The organism is Burkholderia sp. BCC1640 (assembly GCF_902833125.1).
In the GTDB taxonomy this organism is placed as follows: Bacteria; Pseudomonadota; Gammaproteobacteria; order Burkholderiales; family Burkholderiaceae; genus Burkholderia; species Burkholderia diffusa.
The window spans coordinates 188127-209794 of sequence record NZ_CADFEF010000005.1 but is presented as its reverse complement, the minus strand read 5'-3'; the positions used below and the strand labels follow the sequence as shown (position 1 = coordinate 209794).

The following is a 21668-nucleotide window of genomic DNA, read 5'->3' as shown; positions in this document are numbered from 1 at the left end:
GATTCCGTATCGACCGTCGTGGCGAAGCGTCAGTGCATGGAACAAAGTCTACGTCCGCGGCCCCGCCCGATGGTGCACGTAGAGCGCTTTCTCGAAACAAAAAATATCATGTAAAAACAATTACTTATCGCGTGCGTTTTGTATTGCGGAACGTTTTTTGGCATCGCGAAACAACGAATTTGTGCCGTGCACCACGAATTTTTATAACGCAGGGACTTGTTCCGCATCGTGAAAAATTGGCGGGTTCGCACACGGGGGGGCCCGGCACGCCGATCGCGGGATGAGCAGCAGGGGCGAATTGTCTCGACGTGACGTGGCGAAAGCGGGCGGCGAAGGCCGCCGGTCGGCGCCGATTGCGGTGAATGCGGTGAGGCGCCGCAGCACCCGGCGACGGTCGAAAACGCTCGACGATCCTGGTCCGTTCGTCCGACCGGCCGCGCGCTGCGTCGTATCGACGCTCGCTTGCTGTCGCCGCGCCTCCGCCGAGGGCTGCGGTTATGATGACGCGGGCATCAGGATTCGCGTCGCGCACGAGCGCTTCTCCGTGCCAGCCGGCGCGAGCGTCGCGACGGCCGCGCGACGCAGCACGAATAACGAGGAACGATTGATGATACGGAGAACCTTCCTGTCGCACGCCATTGGCGTCGCGGCGGCATCGCTGTTTGCGCGCACCGCCTGGGCGCAGCATGCCGGTCATACGGGCATGGCCGGCATGGATCAGATGGACGACATGCCGGGGATGTCGGGCATGTCAGGGATGGCGGACCACGCGCAGCACGCGAAACCGGCGCCAGCCGCGCTCGCGGCGGCCGATGCGCTGCCGTCCGGCGCACCGCTCGCGTCGCTGCGCACGCTCGCGAACGAAAGCCGCGAGCCCGGCACGTTTCGCGCGACGCTGGTCGCCCAGCCGGTTGCGCGTCCGATGCTGCGCGGTGCGCGTCCGACGACGTTCTGGCAGTTCGGCGCGGGCACGCAAGGGCCGGTGGTCGGCCCGCTGATCGACGTGCGCGAGGGCGACACGGTCGAAATCCGCTTCGTGAACAAGCTGCCGCAGCCGTCGACGATCCACTGGCACGGCCTGCCGGTGCCGCCCGACCAGGACGGCAACCCGTCCGATCCCGTCGCGCCGGGCGCGTCGCGCGTGTATCGCTTCACGCTGCCGAAGGGAAGCGCCGGCACCTACTGGTATCACCCGCATCCGCACATGATGACCGCCGAGCAGGTGTTCCGCGGGCTGGCGGGCCCGTTCGTCGTGCGTGCCGCCGACGATCCGCTCGCCGGCTGGCCCGAGCGCAACCTGTTCGTGTCCGACCTGAAACTCGCGCGCGACGGCACGATTCCGCCGAACGACATGATGGACTGGATGAACGGCCGCGAAGGCCAGTTCGTGCTGGTTAACGGTGCGCGCCGGCCGCGGATCGACGTCGCGCGCGACGAGCGCTGGCGCGTGTGGAACGCGTGCAGCGCGCGCTACCTTCGCGTTGCGTTCGACGACGGCCGAGCGTTCGAGCAGGTCGGCACCGACGGCGGGTTGTTCGATGCGCCGCGCCGCGTGACGTCGCTGCTGCTCGCGCCGGGCGAACGCGCGGAACTGCTGGTGCGCGCGGGCGATCGCGCGTCACGCGCGGTGCTGCAGGCGGCCGAATACGACCGCCGCAAGATGGCGATGTCGCACGACGGCGGCCACGGCAGTCTGCCGCCCGATCCGACACTGCCACTCGCCGACGTCACGTTCGCACCGGCCGCCGCCCGTGCGCTGCCGGCCACGCTGCGCGCGGTGCCTGCCCTCGGCGAACCGGTTGCGCACAAGGAGGTCGCGTTCGGCGAGGAGATGGACATGGACGCGATGATGAACAGCCCGGCGCATGGCCGCCCGGCCGGGATGCGCTTCACGATCAACGGCGCGACCTACGCGCCGCACCGTGCGACGCTGACGAGCCGCCGCGGCGACGTCGAACGCTGGGCGATTCGCAATGCCACCGACATGGATCATCCGTTCCATTTGCACGGCACGCAATTCCAGGTGATCGAGCGCGCATCGGACGGCACGCGCACGAGCGAACCGTTCCGCGCGTGGCGCGACACCGTGAACGTGCGCAGCGGCGAGATCGTGACGATGCTCGTCATGCAGGACATGCCCGGCGAGCGCATGTTTCACTGCCATATTCTCGAACACGAGGATCTCGGCATGATGGGCACGCTGAAGGTCGTGTAACGAGTATTGAATATGTTTCACGCGTATGACGGCATTCGATCTGCGCGTGCGACAAGACAATACGTGTTCAATTATCGGGATTGAACGAAAAGGCCGGCCAATCGAATTAACGCGTGGCCGGCCTGAAAAAAAAGAAACCCGGCGCAATGCCGGGTTTCTTCGTCTGATATCCGGTGCCTTTACGCGGCCTGGATGTTCGACGCTTGCTTGCCCTTCGGCCCTTGAACGACCTCGAAGCTAACCTTCTGGCCTTCCTTCAGGGTCTTGAAGCCCTGCATGTTGATGGCCGAGAAGTGCGCAAACAGATCTTCACCGCCCTCGTCGGGAGTGATGAAACCGAAGCCCTTCGCGTCGTTGAACCACTTAACGATACCAGTTGCCATTTTCCTACTTCCCCTGTCACACAGTCGCTGCTACTTACCACGAGCACGCTCGAAAAGCTAAACGACCGGAAAATACAGCCGTTCCCCCCTCACAAGCTCACCTTCGGCCTCTTTCATTTCGCCAACCGACGAGTTGAAAAAAGTGCCAGCTTGATTGTTGGCGCTCTTTATTTGAGTGTCAAGCGGAATTTTTAGACGGTTAGAGGGCCGTTGTAAAGAACCCATTTTCAGGGTTTTTCCGGCTTTGCTTTGCAGCATGCCGCCGAGCGCGCGGACTTGAAAAGTCGCATAATCGGCTCATATACCAGGCTCGAGTGACACGCGATCGAGTCGTCCCGGCTTGTGGGATACTGGATGCGGATGCGACGGTCCGGTGCGGTTTCCCCCTGACGGTTCGTGTTCCGCGCCACGCGTGAAAGCCGGCACCGCAGCCGGCTTTCGTATGGCACGAAGACGATCGCGAGTCGTCGGGAACCAGGGAGGGCGCCGGCCGGTCGGTCGGGTAATGGCAGGATTGCGGGCCTGTCCGAGTTGTTTAGAATGGGTGTATGGCGATTATCCCGGACAAGCAGGACAGCACCGTCCTGGAACGCAAGCAGCAGAAGCTCAAGCCGCCTTCGATGTACAAGGTGGTGCTGCTGAACGACGACTTCACGCCGATGGAGTTCGTCGTGATGGTCGTACAGGAGTATTTCAAGAAGGATCGCGAGACGGCCACGCAGATCATGCTGAAGGTCCATCGTGAAGGGCGAGGGGTTTGTGGGGTCTATACGCGGGACATCGCGTCGACCAAGGTTGAGCAAGTCGTTACCCATGCGCGGCAGGCCGGGCATCCGCTGCAGTGCGTGATGGAGGAAGCATGATTGCCCAGGAATTGGAAGTCAGCCTGCACATGGCGTTCATGGAAGCACGCCAGGCGCGCCATGAGTTCATTACGGTCGAGCATCTGCTGCTGGCCCTGCTGGATAATCCGACGGCAGCCGAGGTGTTGCGCGCGTGTGCGGCCAACATCGAGGACTTGCGTCAGAACCTGCGCAATTTCATCCACGACAACACACCGACCGTCCCGGGCACCGACGATGTCGATACCCAGCCGACGCTCGGTTTCCAGCGCGTGATCCAGCGCGCGATCATGCACGTCCAGTCGACGTCGAACGGCAAGAAGGAAGTCACCGGCGCGAACGTGCTGGTCGCGATCTTCGGCGAGAAGGACTCGCACGCCGTCTATTACCTGCAGCAGCAGGGCGTCACGCGCCTGGACGTGGTGAACTTCATTTCGCACGGCATCGCGAAGACGAACGGCGGCGAAGCCGCGAAGTCGGCCGACGCGAACGCGGAAAGCGAAGACGCGAACGCGCAAAAGGAAACCCCGCTCGCGCAGTTCACGCAGAACCTGAACCAGATGGCGAAGGACGGCCGCATCGATCCGCTGATCGGTCGCGAGCCGGAAGTCGAGCGCGTCGTGCAGGTGCTGTGCCGCCGCCGCAAGAACAATCCGCTGCTCGTCGGCGAAGCCGGCGTCGGCAAGACCGCGATCGCCGAAGGGCTCGCCTATCGCATCACGCGCGGCGAAGTGCCGGACATCCTCGCGAACGCACAGGTGTATTCGCTCGACATGGGCGCGCTGCTCGCGGGCACCAAGTATCGCGGCGACTTCGAGCAGCGTCTGAAGACGGTGCTGAAGGAGCTGAAGGAACGGCCGCACGCGATCCTGTTCATCGACGAAATTCACACGCTGATCGGCGCGGGCGCTGCTTCGGGCGGCACGCTCGACGCATCGAACCTGCTGAAGCCGGCGCTGTCGTCGGGCACGCTCAAGTGCATCGGCGCGACCACGTTCACCGAATATCGCGGCATCTTCGAAAAGGACGCGGCGCTGTCGCGGCGCTTCCAGAAGGTCGACGTGACGGAGCCGACCGTCGAGCAGACGGTCGCGATCCTGCGCGGGCTGAAGTCGCGCTTCGAGGAGCATCACGGCGTCAAGTATTCGTCGGGTGCGCTGTCGGCCGCGGCCGAGTTGTCGGCACGCTTCATCACCGACCGTCACCTGCCGGACAAGGCAATCGACGTGATCGACGAAGCGGGCGCCGCGCAGCGCATCCTGCCGAAGTCGAAGCAGAAGAAGACGATCGGCAAGAGCGAGATCGAGGAAATCATTTCGAAGATCGCGCGCGTGCCGGCGCAGAGCGTGTCGCAGGACGATCGCAGCAAGCTGCAGACGCTCGATCGCGACCTGAAGAGCGTCGTGTTCGGCCAGGATCCGGCGATCGACGCACTCGCGGCGTCGATCAAGATGGCGCGCGCGGGCCTCGGCAAGATGGACAAGCCGATCGGCGCGTTCCTGTTCTCCGGTCCGACGGGCGTCGGCAAGACCGAAGTGGCGCGTCAGCTCGCGTTCACGCTCGGCATCGAGCTGATCCGCTTCGACATGTCGGAATACATGGAGCGTCACGCGGTGAGCCGCCTGATCGGCGCGCCGCCGGGCTACGTCGGGTTCGACCAGGGCGGCCTCCTGACCGAAGCCGTCACGAAGAAGCCGCACTGCGTGCTGCTGCTCGACGAAATCGAGAAGGCGCATCCGGACATCTTCAACGTGCTGCTGCAGGTGATGGACCACGGCACGCTGACGGACAACAACGGCCGTAAGGCGGATTTCCGCAACGTCATCATCATCATGACGACGAACGCGGGCGCCGAGTCGATGCAGAAGGCGACGATCGGCTTCACGACGCGCCGCGAGACGGGCGACGAGATGACCGACATCAAGCGCCTGTTCACGCCGGAGTTCCGCAACCGTCTGGATGCGATCATCAGCTTCCGCTCGCTCGATGAGGAAATCATCATGCGCGTGGTCGACAAGTTCCTGATCCAGCTCGAGGAGCAGCTGCACGAGAAGAAGGTCGACGCGCTCTTCACCGACGCGTTGCGCAAGCATCTCGCGAAGCACGGCTTCGACCCGCTGATGGGCGCGCGGCCGATGCAGCGGCTGATCCAGGACACGATCCGTCGCGCGCTGGCCGATGAACTGCTGTTCGGCAAGCTCGTCAATGGCGGTCACGTGACGGTCGACGTCGACGAAAACGACAAGGTGCAGTTGTCGTTCGACAAGCTGGCGAATCCGCCGCACAAGCCGAACGAAGAGACGGTCGAAGTCGAGTAAGCGATAATTCGTTGTTCATGCGAACGGCGCGGGAAGTTTTCCGCGCCGTTTCGCTTTATCGGGCGCCGGTGGCGCGATGGTGGTGCAGGGGAGTGGTAACGCGGTGACACAACAACAACGGTCGTTCGACAACATCGTCGCGCGCGAACTAGGATTGCGCCATGCGCTGACGTCGGGGCAGATGGCGATGATCGCGATCGGCGGCGCGATCGGCACGGGGCTGTTCCTCGGCAGCGGGTTCGCGATCGGGCTCGCGGGCCCGAGCGTGCTGGTTTCGTACGCGATCGGCGCGCTGATCGCGCTGCTGCTGATGGGCGCGCTCGCGGAAATGACGGTCGCGCATCCGACGGCCGGCTCGTTCGGTGCGTACGCCGAGCATTACGTCGGCCCGCTCGCGGGCTTTCTCGTGCGCTATGCGTACTGGTTCGCGGTCGTGTTCGCGATCGGCACCGAGATCAGCGCGATCGCCGTCTTCATGAAGTACTGGTTTCCCGCCGTGCCCGGCTGGTACTGGGTGATCGGCTTCTCCGCGCTGCTGATCGCGGTGAACCTCGCGAGCGTCACGCTGTACGGGTCGGTCGAATATGCGTTCTCGTTGCTGAAGATCGCGGCGATCGTCGTGTTCATCGCGCTCGGCGCGTATCTCGTGTGGTCAGCGCCGGCGGCTTCGGGCATCGGCTTCGCGAACTACACCGCGCACGACGGCTTCATGCCGAAAGGGCCATGGGGCACCTGGGTCGCGGTGATCGTCGCGATCTTCAGCTACATGAGCATCGAGGCGGTCGCGATCGCGGCCGGCGAGGCGCGCGATCCGCAGCATGCGGTCACGCGCGCGTTCCGCTCGACGGTGTTCCGGCTCGTGCTGTTCTACCTGCTCACGCTGTCGCTGATGCTCGCGATCGTGCCCTGGACGCAGGCCGGCACCGACGAAAGCCCGTTCGTGAAGGTGATGGCCGCGACGCACGTGCCGTACGCGGCCGGCGTGATCAACTTCGTGTTGCTGATCGCGGCGCTGTCGGCGATGAACAGCCAGCTCTACGTGACGACGCGGATGATGTTCAGCCTGTCGCGCGCGCGGCTCGCGCCGGCCGTGTTCGGCCGGCTCGGCAACAATGGCGTGCCGCGTGCGGCGCTGTGGATCTCGACCAGCGGCGTCGCGGTCGCGGCGGTGCTGGTCGCGCTGTCGCCGGATACCGCGTTCACCGTGATGATGGCGATCGCGATGTTCGGCGCACTGTTCACATGGCTGATGATCTTCGTCACGCACCTGCGTTTTCGCGCGCAATATCGCGGCCCGGCGCTCGCGTTCCGGATGTGGGGGCACCCGTTCGGCAGCCTGCTCGGTGCAGGGCTTGTCGGCGCGATCCTGCTGACGACCGCTTTCACGCGCGAATTCCGGATGACGATGGTGGTCGGCGTCGTGTTCGTCGTATTGCTGACGCTCGCGTACGCACTGCACTACCGGCACCGGCACGCGCGTTGACGCGTGGCTGCGCGCGCCGCGCGGCGCCGCCACACCGCTAAGGTTCTGTTAAGCCGGCGGCGACTACATTCGAACCTGTCCGCGATCCGCGGCTGGCGCAGGCCAGTCCGTCGCCATCTGTAAAAAGGGGTTCGAATGAACAAACTTCCTGAAATCACGCTCGCGTTCTGGATCATGAAGATCTGCGCGACGACGCTCGGCGAGACCGGCGGCGACCTGCTGTCGATGACGCTGAACGTCGGCTATGCGGTGAGCTCGATCCTGCTGTTCGGTTTCTTTCTCGTGACGCTGGGCGCCCAGCTCAGAACCACGCAGTATCGCCCGGCGATCTACTGGGCGGTGATCGTCGCGACGAGCACCGCCGGCACGACGATGTCCGATTTCATGGACCGGACGCTCGGCCTCGGCTATGCCGCCGGCTCGTCGATTCTCGTCGCGATCCTGCTGGCGATCTTCGCGGTATGGCGGCTGAGCGGCGAATCGCTGTCGGTCGACCTGATCCGCACGCGCAAGGTCGAACTGCTGTACTGGATCGCGATCCTGTTCTCGAACACGCTCGGCACGGCGCTCGGCGATTTCCTCGCGGACAGCTCGGGCCTCGGCTTCGGCGGCGGCGCGCTGCTGATCGGCGGGCTGCTCACATTGATCGTTCTGGCCCACTATTTCACGCGCATTTCGGGCGTGCTGCTGTTCTGGGCCGCGTTCGTGCTCACGCGTCCGTTCGGGGCGACGGTCGGCGACCTGCTGACGAAACCGGTTGCCAAGGGCGGACTCGCGCTCGGCACCGTCGGATCGTCGGCGGTGCTGCTCGGCGTACTCGTCGCGATGGTGATCTACGCGATCATCGTGCAGGCGCGGCGACGCGAGCTCGTGCCCGCGCGGATTGCGCAGACGGCCGATCGGTGAACGGTCACGGAAAAGGAAAGGGGCCGCGAGGCCCCTTTTTTGCGTGGCGTCGTTCAGTGTCGGCCGGTGCTGCCGAAGCCGCCTTCGCCGCGATCGCTTTGCGCGAAGTCGTCGACGATGTTGAATTGCGCCTGCACGACCGGCACGATCACGAGCTGCGCGAGCCGCTCGAACGGGTTCAGCACGAACTCGGTCTGGCCGCGGTTCCATGTCGAGATCATCAGCTGACCCTGGTAATCGGAATCGATCAGGCCGACGAGGTTGCCGAGCACGATGCCGTGCTTGTGGCCGAGGCCCGAGCGCGGCAGGATCAGTGCCGCGTAGCCCGGATCTGCGAGGTGGATCGCGAGGCCGGTCGGCACGAGCGTCGTTTCGCCCGGCTGCAGCGTGACGGGCGCGTCGAGACACGCGCGCAGGTCGAGGCCCGCGCTGCCGGTGGTGGCGTAGGCGGGCAGGTAGTCGCGCATGCGCGCGTCGAGAATCTTCAGATCGAGTTTCATGCGGTCGTCGAATCGGTCGGGAAGGGCGCGGCGGCGCGGGCCGCCGCGCGGGTGATCAGATCAGGCGGTTGTCCGGCAGGCGCTTCGCGATTTCCGCGACGAGCACGTGCGCGAGTTCGTCCTTCGGGGCGCGCGGCAGGCGCGTGAGGCCGGCCGCCTCGAACAGCACGACTTCGTTGTCGTCGCGGCCGAACGTCAGCGGGCCGAGATTGCCGACCAGGAGCGGCACGTTCTTGCGCTTGCGCTTCTCGTCGCCGTGCACGTCGAGGTCGCCGCTTTCGGCCGCGAACCCGACGCAATACGGCGGATCGGGCAGCGCCGCGACCGACGCGAGGATGTCCGGGTTCTCGACGAACGCGAGCGCCGGCATCTTGCGGTCGGCCGTCTTCTTCATCTTGTGCTCGGCCGGATGATCGACGCGCCAGTCGGCGACCGCGGCCACCGCGATGAAGATGTCGGCGTCGGACACGGCTTGCATCACCGCGTCGTACATCTGCTGTGCCGTCTGCACGTCCTGGCGGTACACGCCCCACGGCGTGTCGAGCGCGACCGGCCCCGCGACGAGATGCACGTCGGCGCCGGCCTGCTGCGCGGCGCGCGCGAGCGCGAAGCCCATCTTGCCGCTCGAGCGGTTCGTGAGGCCGCGCACCGGATCGAGCGGCTCGAACGTCGGGCCGGCCGTGATCAGCACGCGACGGTGCGCGAGCACCTTCGGCGCGAAGTGCGCGACGATCGCTTCATAGATCGCCTCGGGTTCGAGCATGCGTCCGTCGCCGACTTCGCCGCACGCCTGCGCGCCCGAATCGGGGCCGAGCACCGTCACGCCGTCGGCGCGCAGTTGCGCGGCGTTGCGCTGCGTGGCCGGGTTCTGCCACATCTGGCGGTTCATCGCAGGCACGACGAGCAGCGGGCAGTCGCGCGCGACGCACAGCGTCGACAGCAGGTCGTCAGCGAACCCGTGCGCGAGCTTCGCGAGGAAATCCGTCGACGCGGGCGCGATCACGATCGCGTCGGCTTCGCGCGACAGGTCGATGTGCGCCATGTTGTTGTCGATGCGCGCATCCCACTGGCTCGTGTAGACGGGCCGGCCGGACAGCGCCTGCATCGTGACGGGCGTGATGAACTGCGTGGCGGCTTCGGTCATCGCGACCTGCACGGTCGCGCCCGCCTTCGTCAGCAGCCGGGTGAGCTCGGCGATCTTGTAGCAGGCGATGCCGCCCGTCAGGCCGAGAACGAGGTGTTTTCCTGCGAGTTCTGCGTGTGCCAACTCAGGCCTCCAAGGGTCAAACGGAACGGCCGGCGCGAAGCCGGCCGTCGACACCGAGTATGCGCGCTCAGCGCGAGCCGCGCACGCGACGCAGTTCGTCGTAAATCAGCAGCACCGCACCGATCGTGATCGCGGAATCGGCGAGGTTGAACGCCGGGAAGTGCCAGGCGCCGAGGTGGAAATCGAGAAAGTCGATCACGTGGCCGTAGATCAGCCGGTCGATCACGTTGCCGAGCGCGCCGCCGAGGATCAGCGCGAGCGACAGGCTGAACAGCCGCTGCTGGCCGTGACGGCGCAGCAGGAAGCAGATCACGAGCGTCGCGCCGATGCCGAGCGCGGTGAACGCCCAGCGCTGCCAGCCGCTCGCAGTCGACAGGAAGCCGAACGCGGCGCCTCGGTTGTACACCAGCACGAGGTTGAAGAACGACGTCAGCGCATGCTGCGCGCCGTACGCGAACGTTTTCAGGATCGCGATCTTCGACAGCTGGTCGAACAGAATCACGATCAGCGAAATGCCGAGCCAGGGCGCGAGCGCGCCGCTGGCCGGTTTCGACACAGTCTTCGCCATATTCAAGCAGCGCTCCGGTTTTCGCCGTTTTCAAACAGGTTCGAGAAGCAGCGGCCGCACAGCGTCGGGTGATCGGCGTGCGCGCCGACGTCCTCGCGGTAGTGCCAGCAGCGTTCGCACTTCTGGTACTTCGACGCCGCGACGTCGACGCTTTCCTGCGCTTCGTCGTCGACCTTCACGACCGTTGCCGCCGACGTGATCAGCACGAACTTCAGGTCTTCGCCGAGGCTCGCGAGGGCGTCGTAGCGTGCACCGCTCGCATGCACGGCCACTTCCGCCTGCAGCGACGAACCGATGCGGTTCGCGGTGCGTGCCTCCTCGAGCGCCTTCGTCACATTGCCGCGCACGTCGCGCAGCAGCGCCCACTTCTCGATCAGCGCGGCCGCGCCGGCGACTTCCGGATACGTGTAGTAGGTTTCCGTGAACACGGTGTCGCTGGCCGGCTGGAACACCTTCCACGCTTCTTCCGCGGTGAACGACAGGAACGGCGCGAGCACGCGCAGCAGCCCGTGCGTCAGGTGGTACAGCGCGGTCTGCGCGGAGCGACGGGCGCGCGAATCGGGAGCGCTCGTGTACAGGCGGTCCTTCAGCACGTCGAGGTAGAAGCCGCCGAGGTCTTCCGAGCAGTACGTCTGCAGCTTCGCGACGACCGGATGGAACTCGTACTTCTCGTAGTGGCCGAGCAGTTCCGTCTGCAGTTGCGCGGAGAACGCGACCGCGTAGCGGTCGATCTCGAGCCATTCGCCGACCGGCACCGCATGCTGCGCGAAGTCGAAGTCCGACAGGTTCGCGAGCAGGAAGCGCAGCGTGTTGCGGATGCGGCGATAGCCTTCCGTCACGCGCTTCAGGATTTCCTCGGAGATCGCGAGCTCGCCCGAATAGTCGGTCGACGCGATCCACAGGCGGATGATTTCCGCGCCGAGACGGTTCGCGACTTCATGCGGGTCGATGCCGTTGCCGAGCGACTTGCTCATCTTGCGGCCTTCGCCGTCGACCGTGAAGCCGTGCGTGAGCAGGCCCTTGTACGGCGCGCGGCCGTCGATCATCGACGCGGTCAGCAGTGACGAGTGGAACCAGCCGCGGTGCTGGTCCGAGCCTTCGAGGTACAGGTCGGCCGGGAACTGCAGCTGATCCTTGTGCGAGCCGCGCAGCACGTGCCAATGCGTCGTGCCCGAGTCGAACCACACGTCGAGCGTGTCGCGGTTCTTTTCGTACAGGTTCGCGTCGTCACCGATCAGCTCGCGCGGGTCGAGCGTCTGCCATGCCTCGATGCCCGACTGCTCGACGCGTTTCGCGACTTCCTCGAGCAGCTCGAGCGTGCGCGGGTGCAGCTCGCCGGTTTCCTTGTGCACGAAGAACGCCATCGGCACGCCCCATTGGCGCTGGCGCGACAGCGTCCAGTCGGGACGGTTCGCGATCATGCTGAACAGGCGCTGCTTGCCCCACGACGGATAGAACGCGGTCGCCTCGACGCCTTCGAGCGCGGTTTCGCGCAGCGTCTTGCCGTCGTCGCGCGGCTTGACGTCCATGCCGGCGAACCACTGCGACGTCGCGCGATAGATGATCGGCGTCTTGTGGCGCCAGCAGTGCATGTAGCTGTGCGTGTATTTCTCGCTGCGCAGCAGCGAGCCGGCTGCGTTCAGCGCGTCGACGATCTTCGGGTTCGCGTCCCAGATCGACAGGCCGCCGAACAGCGGCAGCGATTCAATGTAGCGGCCGTCGCCCATCACCGGGTTGATGAAGTCCGAATCGGTCATCCCGTGCGCCTTGCACGACTGGAAGTCCTCGATACCGTAGGCCGGCGACGAGTGCACGACGCCGGTACCCGTGTCGGTCGTCACGTAGTCGCCGAGGTAGACGGGCGCGGTGCGCTTGTAGCCGGGGTGGGCCGATGCGAGCGGGTGGTGGAAGCGCAGGTTCGCGAGCTTCACGCCGGGCGCGGTCGCGACGACGCGGCCCGTCAGCTTGAAGTCAGCCATGCAGGCTTCGACGCGTTCTTCCGCGATGATCAGCAGCCCGCGCTCGGTGTCGACCAGCGCGTAGACGATTTCCGGATGGAGGTTCAGCGCCTGGTTGGCGGGGATCGTCCACGGCGTGGTGGTCCAGATCACGATGCCGCCCTCGGCGCGCGGCAGCGCCGGCAGGCCGAACGCCTGCGCGGTCTTTTCCGGTTCCGCGAACGCGAACATCACGTCGATCGTCGGGTCGGTGCGGTCTTTGTACTCGACTTCCGCCTCGGCGAGTGCCGAGCCGCAGTCGAAGCACCAGTTCACCGGCTTCAGCCCGCGATACACGTAGCCCTTCTCGATGATCTTGCCGAGCGCGCGGATCTCTTCCGCCTCGTTGACGAAGTTCATCGTCTTGTACGGGTTCGACCAGTCGCCGAGCACGCCGAGGCGCTTGAAGCCGACCTTCTGCTTCTCGATCTGCTCGGTCGCGTACGCGCGCGCCTTGCTCATCACTTCGGCCGCCGGCAGCGACTTGCCGAACTGCTTCTCGATCTGGATCTCGATCGGCATCCCGTGGCAATCCCAACCCGGCACGTACGGCGCGTCGAAGCCGGCCATGTTGCGCGACTTCACGACGATGTCCTTCAGGATCTTGTTGACCGCGTGACCGAGGTGGATGTCGCCGTTCGCATACGGGGGGCCGTCGTGCAGGATGAACTTCGGCCGGCCTTGGCTGGCCGCGCGGATCTTCTCGTAGATGCCGCGCTCTTCCCATTCCTTGACCCACTGCGGTTCGCGCTTGGGCAGGTCGCCGCGCATCGGGAACGGCGTGTCGAGCAGGTTGACCGGATACTTGGCCTGCGGTTTCGAATCGGCTTTCTTGTTGCTCATGATGGGATCGCTATCTAAATCGGGGGACGCTCGTGCGTCGTGAATCGGGGATGCGCGCGAGGGTGCGGCGCGAGGGTGCGGCGCGGGGCGCCACCGGCCGGATCAGCTAATTCGGTCGGTCGCCGATGTCGCGAAGCCGGTCGCGCGGCTGCCCGGCGCGCGGTCGCGCTCGATGAAGTACGCGCGCGCGTTCGCGACGTCCAGCGCGATCGCGCGCGACAGCGCCTCGAGATCGTCGAACTTCGCCTCGTCGCGCAGCTTCTTCAGGAATTCGACGCGGATGAGCTTGCCGTACGCGTCGCCGTGCCAGTCGAGCAGGTGGACTTCGAGCAGCACGCGGCCGGAATCGTCGACGGTCGGACGCAGCCCGAGGCTCGCGACGCCCGGCAGCGGGGCGGGGCCCAGGCCGTGCACCTGCACGACGAAGATGCCCGCGAGCGCCGGCCGCTTGTGCGCGATCGGCAGGTTCAGGGTCGGGAAGCCGAGGTCGCGGCCGAGCTTCAGCCCGTGCGCGACGTGGCCGCTGATCGCATAGCCGTGGCCAAGCGCCTGCGCGGCCGCGTCGAGATCGCCCGCAGCGAGCGCGGCGCGCACGCCCGAGCTGGAGATGCGCGTGCCGTCGCTGCCGGCGACCGTGCCCATCTGCTCGACCTCGAAGCCGTACTGCTCGCCGGCCGCCTTCAGCGTGTCGAAGGTGCCCGCGCGCTTCGCGCCGTAGCAGAAATCGTCGCCGACCATCATCCAGCGCGTGTGCAGCCCGCCGACCAGCGTGCGTTCGACGAACGCCTGCGGCGACTGGCTCGCGAACGTATGGTTGAAGTGCTCGACGACGACGCGGTCGACCCCGTGTTCTCGCAGCGCTTCCAACTTGTCGCGCAGCATCGCGATGCGCGGCGGCGCGCCGGCCGGGTTGAAGAATTCGCGCGGATGCGGCTCGAAGGTCATCACGCACACGGGCAGGCCGCGCGCGTCCGCTGCCGCGCGCACGCGCGCGAGCAGGGCCTGGTGGCCGCGATGGACACCGTCGAAGTTGCCGATCGTCAGCGCGCACGGCGCGCGGCTCTCGGCGTTGGGCAGGCCGCGGAAGACTTTCACGATAGCGGATGCAGCGTCGGGGGAATGGGCGGTGGGATGCCGCAAAGCAAAAGATTATAAACGTTCGGGCGGCCCGGCGGCCGAGAAGGGGGGAAACGCGGGGGCGAATGGTAAAATTCGCGGATGAAAAAACTCGTGATCCTGATTTCCGGTCGCGGCAGCAACATGGAGGCCATCGTCCGCGCGTGCGCGCAGGAGCGCTGGCCGGCCGAGGTTGCCGCCGTGATCGCCAACCGGCCCGACGCGGCCGGCCTGGCTTTTGCCGCGTCGCACGGGGTGGCGACCGCGGTGGTCGACCACCGGTCGTTCGACAGCCGCGACAGCTTCGACGCGGCGCTCGCCGCCGAAATCGACCGCTTCGCGCCCGATCTCGTCGTACTCGCCGGCTTCATGCGCATCCTCACGCCCGATTTCGTCAGACGATATGAAGGCCGGCTGCTGAACATCCACCCGTCGCTACTACCGAGCTTCAAGGGCATCCACACGCACCAGCAGGCGCTGGATGCCGGCGTTGCGCTGCATGGCGCGAGCGTGCATTTCGTGATTCCTGAACTCGACAGCGGCGCGATCGTCGCGCAGGGCGCGGTGCCCGTGCGCGCCGGCGACGACGCGGCCGCGCTCGCGCAGCGCGTGCTGACGGTCGAGCACGTGCTGTATCCGCGTGCGGTGCGCTGGTTCGTCGAGGGGCGCCTGCGCCTCGAGAACGGCCGGGCAGTGGTGGCGCCGGAAGAGGCGCGCTGGATTTTCGCGGATCAACCGCATACCGAAACGAGCGAGGGCGTATGAAGCTGCACGGATTCCTGATTGGCCAGACCGAGACCTTGCTGGCCGAGGTGCTGAAGTTCACCGGCCCCGCCGACGCGACCACGAGCCGGTTCTTCCGCGCGCACCCGAAGCTCGGCCATGCCGAGCGCGGCGTGATCGCCGAGGCGGTGTTCGCGGTGCTGCGCCGGAAGATGGAGTTTTCGCACCTGGCCGAGAGCGGCACGGGCAGCCCCGCGCGGCGCCTGACGTTGCTCGGCCTGATGCAGACGCTCGGCCGCAATGCGCTCAAGCCGTTCGTGTCCGACACCGAGGCCGCGTGGCTCGAGCACGTGTCGAAGATCGATCCGGCGAGCCTGCCGGTGCGCGTGCGCACGAACCTGCCGGACTGGATCTACCAGGCGCTGTCGGCCCGTTTCGACGCCGAGGAGCTCGCGCAGCTCGCCGCGGCGCTGAACTACCCGGCGCCGCTGGACCTGCGCGCCAACGCGCAGAAGGCGACGCGCGAACAGGTGATCGACGCGCTGCGCGCGAACGGCATCGACGCGGGCGAGACGCCGTTCGCGCCGCAGGGCGTGCGCGTCGTCGGCAAGCCGGCGCTCACGCGCCTGAAGCTGTTCGAGGAAGGCCAGATCGAGGTGCAGGACGAGGGCAGCCAGTTGCTGTGCTCGCTGGTCGCGCCGCGTCGCGGCGAGATGGTCGTCGATTTCTGCGCGGGCGCCGGCGGCAAGACGCTCGCGCTCGGCGCGATGATGCGCTCGACCGGGCGCCTGTATGCGTTCGACGTGTCGGAAAAGCGCCTGACGAAGCTGAAGCCGCGCCTCGCGCGCAGCGGACTGTCGAACGTGAATCCGGTGCTGATCGACAGCGAGCACGACGCGAAGATCAAGCGGCTCGCCGGCAAGATCGACCGCGTGCTGGTCGACGCGCCGTGCAGCGGCCTCGGCACGCTGCGCCGCAACCCCGACCTCAAGTGGCGCCAGACGCGCACGTCGATCGAGGAGCTCACGCCGAAGCAGGCGTCGATCCTCGCGAGCGCGGCGCGTCTCGTGAAGAAGGGCGGCCGGCTCGTCTATGCGACCTGCAGCGTGCTCGACGCGGAGAACGAAGCGATCGTCGAGCAGTTCCTCGCCGATCATCCGGACTTCGTGCTGGTGCCCGCGCAGAAGGTGCTGGCCGACCAGCGCATCGAGCTCGAGACCGGCGACTACCTGTCGCTGTGGCCGCACCGCCATGCGACCGACGGCTTCTTCGCCGCGGTCCTCGAACGACGCGCGCAGTAACGGCAGGACCCACGGATGATGCAGAACCGCCTGCTGTCGCACCGGCTCGCGTCGGTGATCCGCGACTTCAACCAGCCCGTGATGATCTGGCAGGCGGCGATCCTCGTCGGCGCGCTGTGTTTCGCGTGGGTCGCCGCGCGCTTCGTGCACGGCCGCATCGACGCGCGCCGGCGCGCGGCCGGCCGGACGCCGGGTGCCGGTGCGCAAAGCCTGAAGCGCGCGCTGTTCCCGCTGTTCGGCGGCCTGTTCGTGCTGGCCGCGCAGCTTGGGTTCGACCCGTTCATGTCGACGTCGCTCCTGTCGCTCGCGCTCGTGCCGCTGTTCGGCATCGGGCTCATCTACGTGCTGTTCTTCTTCGCGCGGCGCGTGTTCGCGCGCGACGGCCACACGCATGCGTGGCTGTCGATCGTCGAGAAGATCGTGTCGGTGATCGTGTGGGCGGCGATGGTGCTGACCGTGCTCGGGATCCAGCGCGACGTGATCGCGTGGCTCGACAGCGTGCAGTTCCGCGTCGCGAATGCGCACCTGACGCTGCTGTCGGTGATTTCCGGCGCGTTGTGGGTGTGCGTGACGCTGATGGTCGCGATGTGGCTCGGCTCGGTGCTGGAGGAGCGCCTCGCGCGCGCCACCACGCTCGACGCGAACCTGAAGGTCGTGATGTCGCGGGTCGGCCGCGCGCTGCTCGTGTTCGCGGCGATCCTGATCGGGCTGTCGCTCGTCGGCATCGACGTGACGGTGCTCGGCGTGTTCGGCGGCGCGGTGGGCGTCGGCCTCGGCTTCGGGCTGCAGAAGATCGCCAGCAACTACGTGTCGGGCTTCATCATCCTGCTCGATCGCTCGCTGCGGCTCGGCGACGCGATCAGCGTCGGCGGGCTGCAGGGCGTCGTCACGCAGATCCGCACGCGTTATACGGTCGTGCGCGGCCTCGACGGCAACGAGACGCTGATCCCGAACGAGAAGCTGATCACCGACGTCGTGCAGAACCAGTCGTCGTACCTGACGCGCGGCTACGCGAAGGTCGCCGTGCAGGTCGCCTATACCAGCGACGTCGAACTGGCGCTCTCGGTGCTCGCGGAAGCCGCGAAGGACGTGCCGCGCGTGCTCGCGGACCCGGCGCCGACCGCTTATCTGGTCAGCTTCGGCGCGGACGGGATCGATCTGGAGCTCGGCTTCTGGATCGAGGATTCGGCGAAAGGCACGTCGGGCGTGCGTTCGTCGGTGAACCGCAACATCTGGCGGCTTTTCGGCGAGCATGGCATCTCGATTCCGTTCCCGCAGCGCGAAGTGCGCGTGGTCGGCCTGCCGGACGGTCTGGCCGCGACCGGCGCCGTAGCGGACGGGATGCCCGTGGCGGCGGTGGTCGGCGGTGCGGCGGACGGACGGGCGTCGGCGGCCTAGGCGCGAATCGGGCGGTCAGAACCGGATCGCCGCGCTTTCCCGGTCCGCCGATGGACTGTTTGCGTTGCGTCAAGACAAGAAAATATTCATTTTTTACAAAGACTTGGAACGGTTGAAGTAAAATTCCGGTCTACACGCGGTATGCTTTCATTTTTATGACGTCGGCTTGCGCCGGCATCGCTCTCACCACAGGTAACTGCCTTGTTGAATTCCCTGCTCGATTTTCTTTCCCACGGGCTCCTGCGCTTTTCGTGGTGGCAGGTCGCGTTGTTCGCGCTCGCCGTCACGCACGTCACGATCATCGGTGTGACGGTCTACCTGCACCGGTGCCAGGCGCACCGCGCGCTGGAGCTGCACCCGATCGCGAGTCACTTCTTCCGTGCCTGGCTGTGGATGACGACCGGCATGCTGACGGGCCAGTGGGCCGCGATCCATCGCAAGCACCACGCGAAGTGCGAAACCGAGGAAGATCCGCACAGCCCGCAGACGCGCGGCATCTGGAAGGTGTTCCTCGAAGGCGCCGAGCTGTATCGTGCGGAAGCGAAGAACGAAGAAACGATGCGCAAGTTCAGCCACGGCACGCCGAATGACTGGATCGAGCGCAATCTGTACTCGAAGTACCCGATCCTCGGCGTGAGCCTGATGATGGTGATCGACATCGCGCTGTTCGGCGTGCTCGGCCTGACCGTGTGGGCCGTGCAGATGGTCTGGATCCCGTTCTGGGCCGCGGGTGTCGTGAACGGCTTCGGCCACTTCTGGGGCTACCGCAACTTCAACTCGGCCGATGCGAGCACGAACCTGTTCCCGTGGGGCATCGTGATCGGCGGCGAAGAGCTGCACAACAACCACCACACGTTCGCGACGTCGGCGAAGCTGTCGAACAAGTGGTACGAGTTCGACATCGGCTGGATGTACATCCGCATCATGTCGGCATTCGGTCTCGCAAAGGTGAAGAAGGTTGCGCCGACGCCGCGTCTGAACAAGCCGAAGACGGTGCTCGACCAGGAAACGCTGCAGGCCGTGCTGTCGAACCGTTACGAAGTGATGGCGCGCTACGGCAAGGCCGTGAAGCGTGCGTACCGCCAGGAGCTCGCGCATCTGAAGGAACTCGGTTCGAGCGAGAAGTACCAGCTGATGCGCGGCGCGCGCAAGTGGTTCCACAAGGACGCCGACGGCCTCGACGAGCCGCAGAAGAAGCTGCTGCCGGAGATTTTCGCGAACAGCCAGAAGCTGCATACGTACTTCCAGCTGCGCCAGGATCTGGCCGCGATCTGGGATCGCTCGACCGCCTCGCGCGAACAACTGCTCGCGCAATTGCAGGATTGGTGCCATCGCGCGGAACAAAGCGGCATCAAGGCGCTGCAGGAATTTGCGACGCGCCTGCGTCGCTACGCCTGATTCGAAATCGATTAGAATCTCAGGACGTCACAAACCCCGCGTTGGCGGGGTTTTTTCATTTGGGCGGCCGGTTTTCGAAGGGCGACCCGACGTGCCGGAATTCGCATGAGACTCGGGGCCGCGCCGACGTGGCGCCCCGGGGCAAGCGTAGAGGATGGGGCCAGAGCAGGTGCTCACGCACTAACTCTGGTCGACCGCGAAGCATGGGACCCGAGTAAGTGCTGAAGCACTAACTCTGGTCGACCGCGAAGCATGGGACCCGAGTAAGTGCTGAAGCACTAACTCTGGTCGACAGGAGATATGGAGATGCAATCGACGATCAAACCCGTCGAGTACGACCGGCCGATCTCGGCAGGGACCGTCTGCGGCGTGGGCCAGGCGTGGGCCAAGGTGCCCGAGGCACCGTCCGCCGAAGAACGCACCGCACTGAAGGCGCGCATCAAGGCGCTGCTCGCGCGTGAAAAGGCCGTGCTCGTCGCTCACTACTACGTGGATGCCGAGCTGCAGGAACTGGCCGACGAAACCGGCGGCTGCGTCGCCGATTCGCTCGAGATGGCCCGCTTCGGCCGCGACCACGACGCACAGACGCTCGTCGTCGCCGGCGTGCGCTTCATGGGCGAAACCGCGAAGATCCTGAGCCCCGGCAAGCGCGTACTGATGCCCGATCTCGACGCGACCTGCTCGCTCGATCTCGGCTGCCCGGTCGACGAATTCTCCGCGTTCTGCGATGCGCATCCCGACCGCACCGTCGTCGTCTACGCGAATACCAGCGCCGCCGTGAAGGCGCGCGCCGACTGGATGGTCACGTCGTCGATCGGCCTCGAGATCGTCGCCGACCTGCACGCACGGGGCGAAAAGATCATCTGGGCACCCGATCGCCATCTCGGCAGCTACATCCAGAAGAAAACCGGCGCGGACATGCTGTTGTGGCAGGGTTCGTGCCTCGTCCACGACGAATTCAAGGGCATCGAGCTCGACCTGCTGCGCGCCGAGTATCCGGACGCGAAGGTGCTCGTGCATCCCGAGTCGCCGGAAAACGTCGTCGCGCAGGCGGACGTCGTCGGCTCGACGACGCAGCTGATCGACGCTGCCGTGAAGTTCGACGCGACGCACTTCATCGTCGCGACCGACCTCGGCATCCTGCACAAGATGCAGCTCGCGGCGCCCGGCAAGACCTTCATCGCCGCGCCGACTGCCGGCAACAGCGCGACCTGCAAGAGCTGCGCCCATTGCCCGTGGATGGCGATGAACGGTCTCGCGAACCTCGCCGACGTGCTCGAGCGCGGTCACAACGAGATCTTCGTCGATCCCGCGATCGGCGCGCGCGCGCGTTTGCCGATCGACCGGATGCTCGATTTCGCAGCAGCGCACAAGAAGCGCGTGCAGGCGAGCGGCGACCTGCAGCGCGATCAGCAACTGTTTGCGAACGTGGGGGCGGCATGACCAGCGCAGTCTCTCCGTTGTTCGAAGCCGTGCGCGCCCAATACGGCGCGGCATTCGACGAAGCGATCGCGCGCAACGTCGCCGATGCGATCGCCGAAGACGTCGGCACCGGCGACCAGACCGGGCGGCTCGTGCCGGCAGGCGAGCGGCGCCGTGCGCGCATCATCGTGCGCGAGGAGGCGGTGTTGTGCGGCGTGCCGTGGTTCGAGGCCGTCGTCGCGCGAATCGATCCGTCGATCGTCGTGCAGTGGCGGTATCGCGAAGGCGACCGGATGACGCCGGATTCGACGGTCTGCGAACTCGAAGGGCCGGCGCGCGCGCTGTTGACGGCCGAGCGCAACGGGCTGAATTTCCTGCAATTGCTGTCGGGTGTCGCGAGCGCGACCCGTCGTTACGTCGATCGCGTCGAAGGCACGCGCGCGAAGATCCTCGATACGCGCAAGACCCTGCCGGGCCTGCGGCTCGCGCAGAAGTACGCGGTGCGCGTCGGCGGCGGCGAGAACCAGCGTCTCGCGCTGTACGACGGCATTCTGATCAAGGAAAACCATATCGCGGCAGCCGGCGGTGTCGGTGAAGCGCTCGATGCGGCGTTCGCGCTCGATGCCGGCGTGCCGGTGCAGGTCGAAGTCGAGACGCTCGCGCAGCTCGATACGGCGCTCGCGCATGGCGCGCAGTCGGTGCTGCTCGACAACTTCACGCTAGACATGATGCGCGAGGCGGTGCGCGTTGCGTCCGGCAAGGCCGTGCTCGAGGTGTCGGGCGGTGTCAATTTCGATACGGTGCGCACGTTCGCGGAGACGGGCGTCGACCGCATCTCGATCGGCGCGCTGACGAAGGATGTGCACGCGACCGACTATTCGATGCGGATCGTCGACTGATCGCACGACATACCGTCTGACGAAGAAAGCCGCTGGCGCGCAAACGCCAGCGGCTTTTTTCGTGGGCCGCAAGCCGGAAGGGCGTGCCG

The 21668-nt window shown here is 66.1% G+C and carries 17 protein-coding genes; 11 read left to right on the top strand and 6 right to left on the bottom strand.

Annotation, left to right across the window (positions count from 1 at the left end):
- Positions 1-607: 607 nt before the first annotated feature.
- A complete protein-coding gene (locus HWX25_RS08170) occupies positions 608-2215 on the top strand; it encodes a multicopper oxidase family protein (RefSeq protein ID WP_175908061.1) in 1608 nt (535 codons plus the stop codon).
- Positions 2216-2394: 179 nt separating this feature from the next.
- Here the strand turns inward: HWX25_RS08170 and HWX25_RS08165 are convergent, their stop codons facing one another.
- Positions 2395-2598, bottom strand: a complete 204-nt coding sequence (locus tag HWX25_RS08165) for a cold-shock protein (protein ID WP_004196460.1) — start codon at positions 2596-2598, stop codon at positions 2395-2397.
- A 548-nt stretch (positions 2599-3146) separates the two neighbouring features.
- Between HWX25_RS08165 and clpS the strand changes: the two genes are divergently transcribed.
- The 4 genes from clpS to HWX25_RS08145 all read left to right on the top strand — a co-directional run bounded on the left by clpS (position 3147) and on the right by HWX25_RS08145 (position 8147).
- On the top strand, positions 3147-3461 hold the full coding sequence (gene clpS, locus HWX25_RS08160) for an ATP-dependent Clp protease adapter ClpS (RefSeq protein WP_006398529.1): 315 nt from the start codon (positions 3147-3149) through the stop codon (positions 3459-3461).
- On the top strand, positions 3458-5758 hold the full coding sequence (gene clpA, locus HWX25_RS08155) for an ATP-dependent Clp protease ATP-binding subunit ClpA (RefSeq protein WP_059527738.1): 2301 nt from the start codon (positions 3458-3460) through the stop codon (positions 5756-5758). The genes clpS and clpA overlap by 4 nt, the downstream gene beginning before the upstream one ends.
- Before the next feature lie 103 nt (positions 5759-5861).
- The gene (locus HWX25_RS08150) at positions 5862-7241 is read left to right on the top strand and encodes an amino acid permease (RefSeq protein ID WP_175908060.1); all 1380 of its coding nucleotides are present in this window, start codon (positions 5862-5864) and stop codon (positions 7239-7241) included.
- A 135-nt stretch (positions 7242-7376) separates the two neighbouring features.
- A complete protein-coding gene (locus HWX25_RS08145) occupies positions 7377-8147 on the top strand; it encodes a hypothetical protein (RefSeq protein WP_175908059.1) in 771 nt (256 codons plus the stop codon).
- Between the two features lie 53 nt (positions 8148-8200).
- On the opposite strand, the gene dut is transcribed toward HWX25_RS08145, so the two are convergent.
- From dut to HWX25_RS08120, 5 genes are all read right to left on the bottom strand, one after another.
- Entirely contained in the window at positions 8201-8647 is a 447-nt protein-coding gene (gene dut, locus HWX25_RS08140; protein ID WP_059468295.1) for a dUTP diphosphatase, read from the bottom strand.
- A gap of 55 nt (positions 8648-8702) precedes the next feature.
- Positions 8703-9914: a bifunctional phosphopantothenoylcysteine decarboxylase/phosphopantothenate--cysteine ligase CoaBC gene (gene coaBC, locus HWX25_RS08135; RefSeq protein ID WP_059692215.1), complete on the bottom strand. Its 1212-nt coding sequence runs from the start codon at positions 9912-9914 to the stop codon at positions 8703-8705.
- A 67-nt stretch (positions 9915-9981) separates the two neighbouring features.
- Positions 9982-10482: a signal peptidase II gene (gene lspA, locus HWX25_RS08130; RefSeq protein ID WP_059527727.1), complete on the bottom strand. Its 501-nt coding sequence runs from the start codon at positions 10480-10482 to the stop codon at positions 9982-9984.
- Between the two features lie 2 nt (positions 10483-10484).
- Positions 10485-13322, bottom strand: coding sequence for an isoleucine--tRNA ligase (ileS, locus tag HWX25_RS08125; RefSeq protein ID WP_175908058.1), 2838 nt, complete (start codon positions 13320-13322; stop codon positions 10485-10487).
- A 102-nt stretch (positions 13323-13424) separates the two neighbouring features.
- Positions 13425-14417, bottom strand: coding sequence for a bifunctional riboflavin kinase/FAD synthetase (locus HWX25_RS08120; protein WP_059527721.1), 993 nt, complete (start codon positions 14415-14417; stop codon positions 13425-13427).
- 123 nt (positions 14418-14540) lie between these two features.
- Between HWX25_RS08120 and purN the strand changes: the two genes are divergently transcribed.
- The 6 genes from purN to nadC all read left to right on the top strand — a co-directional run bounded on the left by purN (position 14541) and on the right by nadC (position 21579).
- Complete coding sequence (gene purN, locus HWX25_RS08115; RefSeq protein ID WP_059527718.1) at positions 14541-15203, top strand: phosphoribosylglycinamide formyltransferase; 663 nt, start codon at positions 14541-14543, stop codon at positions 15201-15203.
- The gene (locus HWX25_RS08110; protein WP_059692217.1) at positions 15200-16462 is read left to right on the top strand and encodes an RsmB/NOP family class I SAM-dependent RNA methyltransferase; all 1263 of its coding nucleotides are present in this window, start codon (positions 15200-15202) and stop codon (positions 16460-16462) included. The genes purN and HWX25_RS08110 overlap by 4 nt, the downstream gene beginning before the upstream one ends.
- Before the next feature lie 15 nt (positions 16463-16477).
- Positions 16478-17860 (top strand): mechanosensitive ion channel domain-containing protein, encoded by a 1383-nt coding sequence (locus HWX25_RS08105; protein WP_175908057.1) that lies wholly within the window; start codon positions 16478-16480, stop codon positions 17858-17860.
- 201 nt (positions 17861-18061) lie between these two features.
- The gene (locus HWX25_RS08100; protein ID WP_059527709.1) at positions 18062-19258 is read left to right on the top strand and encodes an acyl-CoA desaturase; all 1197 of its coding nucleotides are present in this window, start codon (positions 18062-18064) and stop codon (positions 19256-19258) included.
- A 306-nt stretch (positions 19259-19564) separates the two neighbouring features.
- Positions 19565-20701, top strand: coding sequence for a quinolinate synthase NadA (gene nadA / locus HWX25_RS08095; protein WP_059820932.1), 1137 nt, complete (start codon positions 19565-19567; stop codon positions 20699-20701).
- Entirely contained in the window at positions 20698-21579 is an 882-nt protein-coding gene (gene nadC / locus HWX25_RS08090) for a carboxylating nicotinate-nucleotide diphosphorylase (protein WP_059820923.1), read from the top strand. The genes nadA and nadC overlap by 4 nt, the downstream gene beginning before the upstream one ends.
- Positions 21580-21668 lie beyond the last annotated feature (89 nt).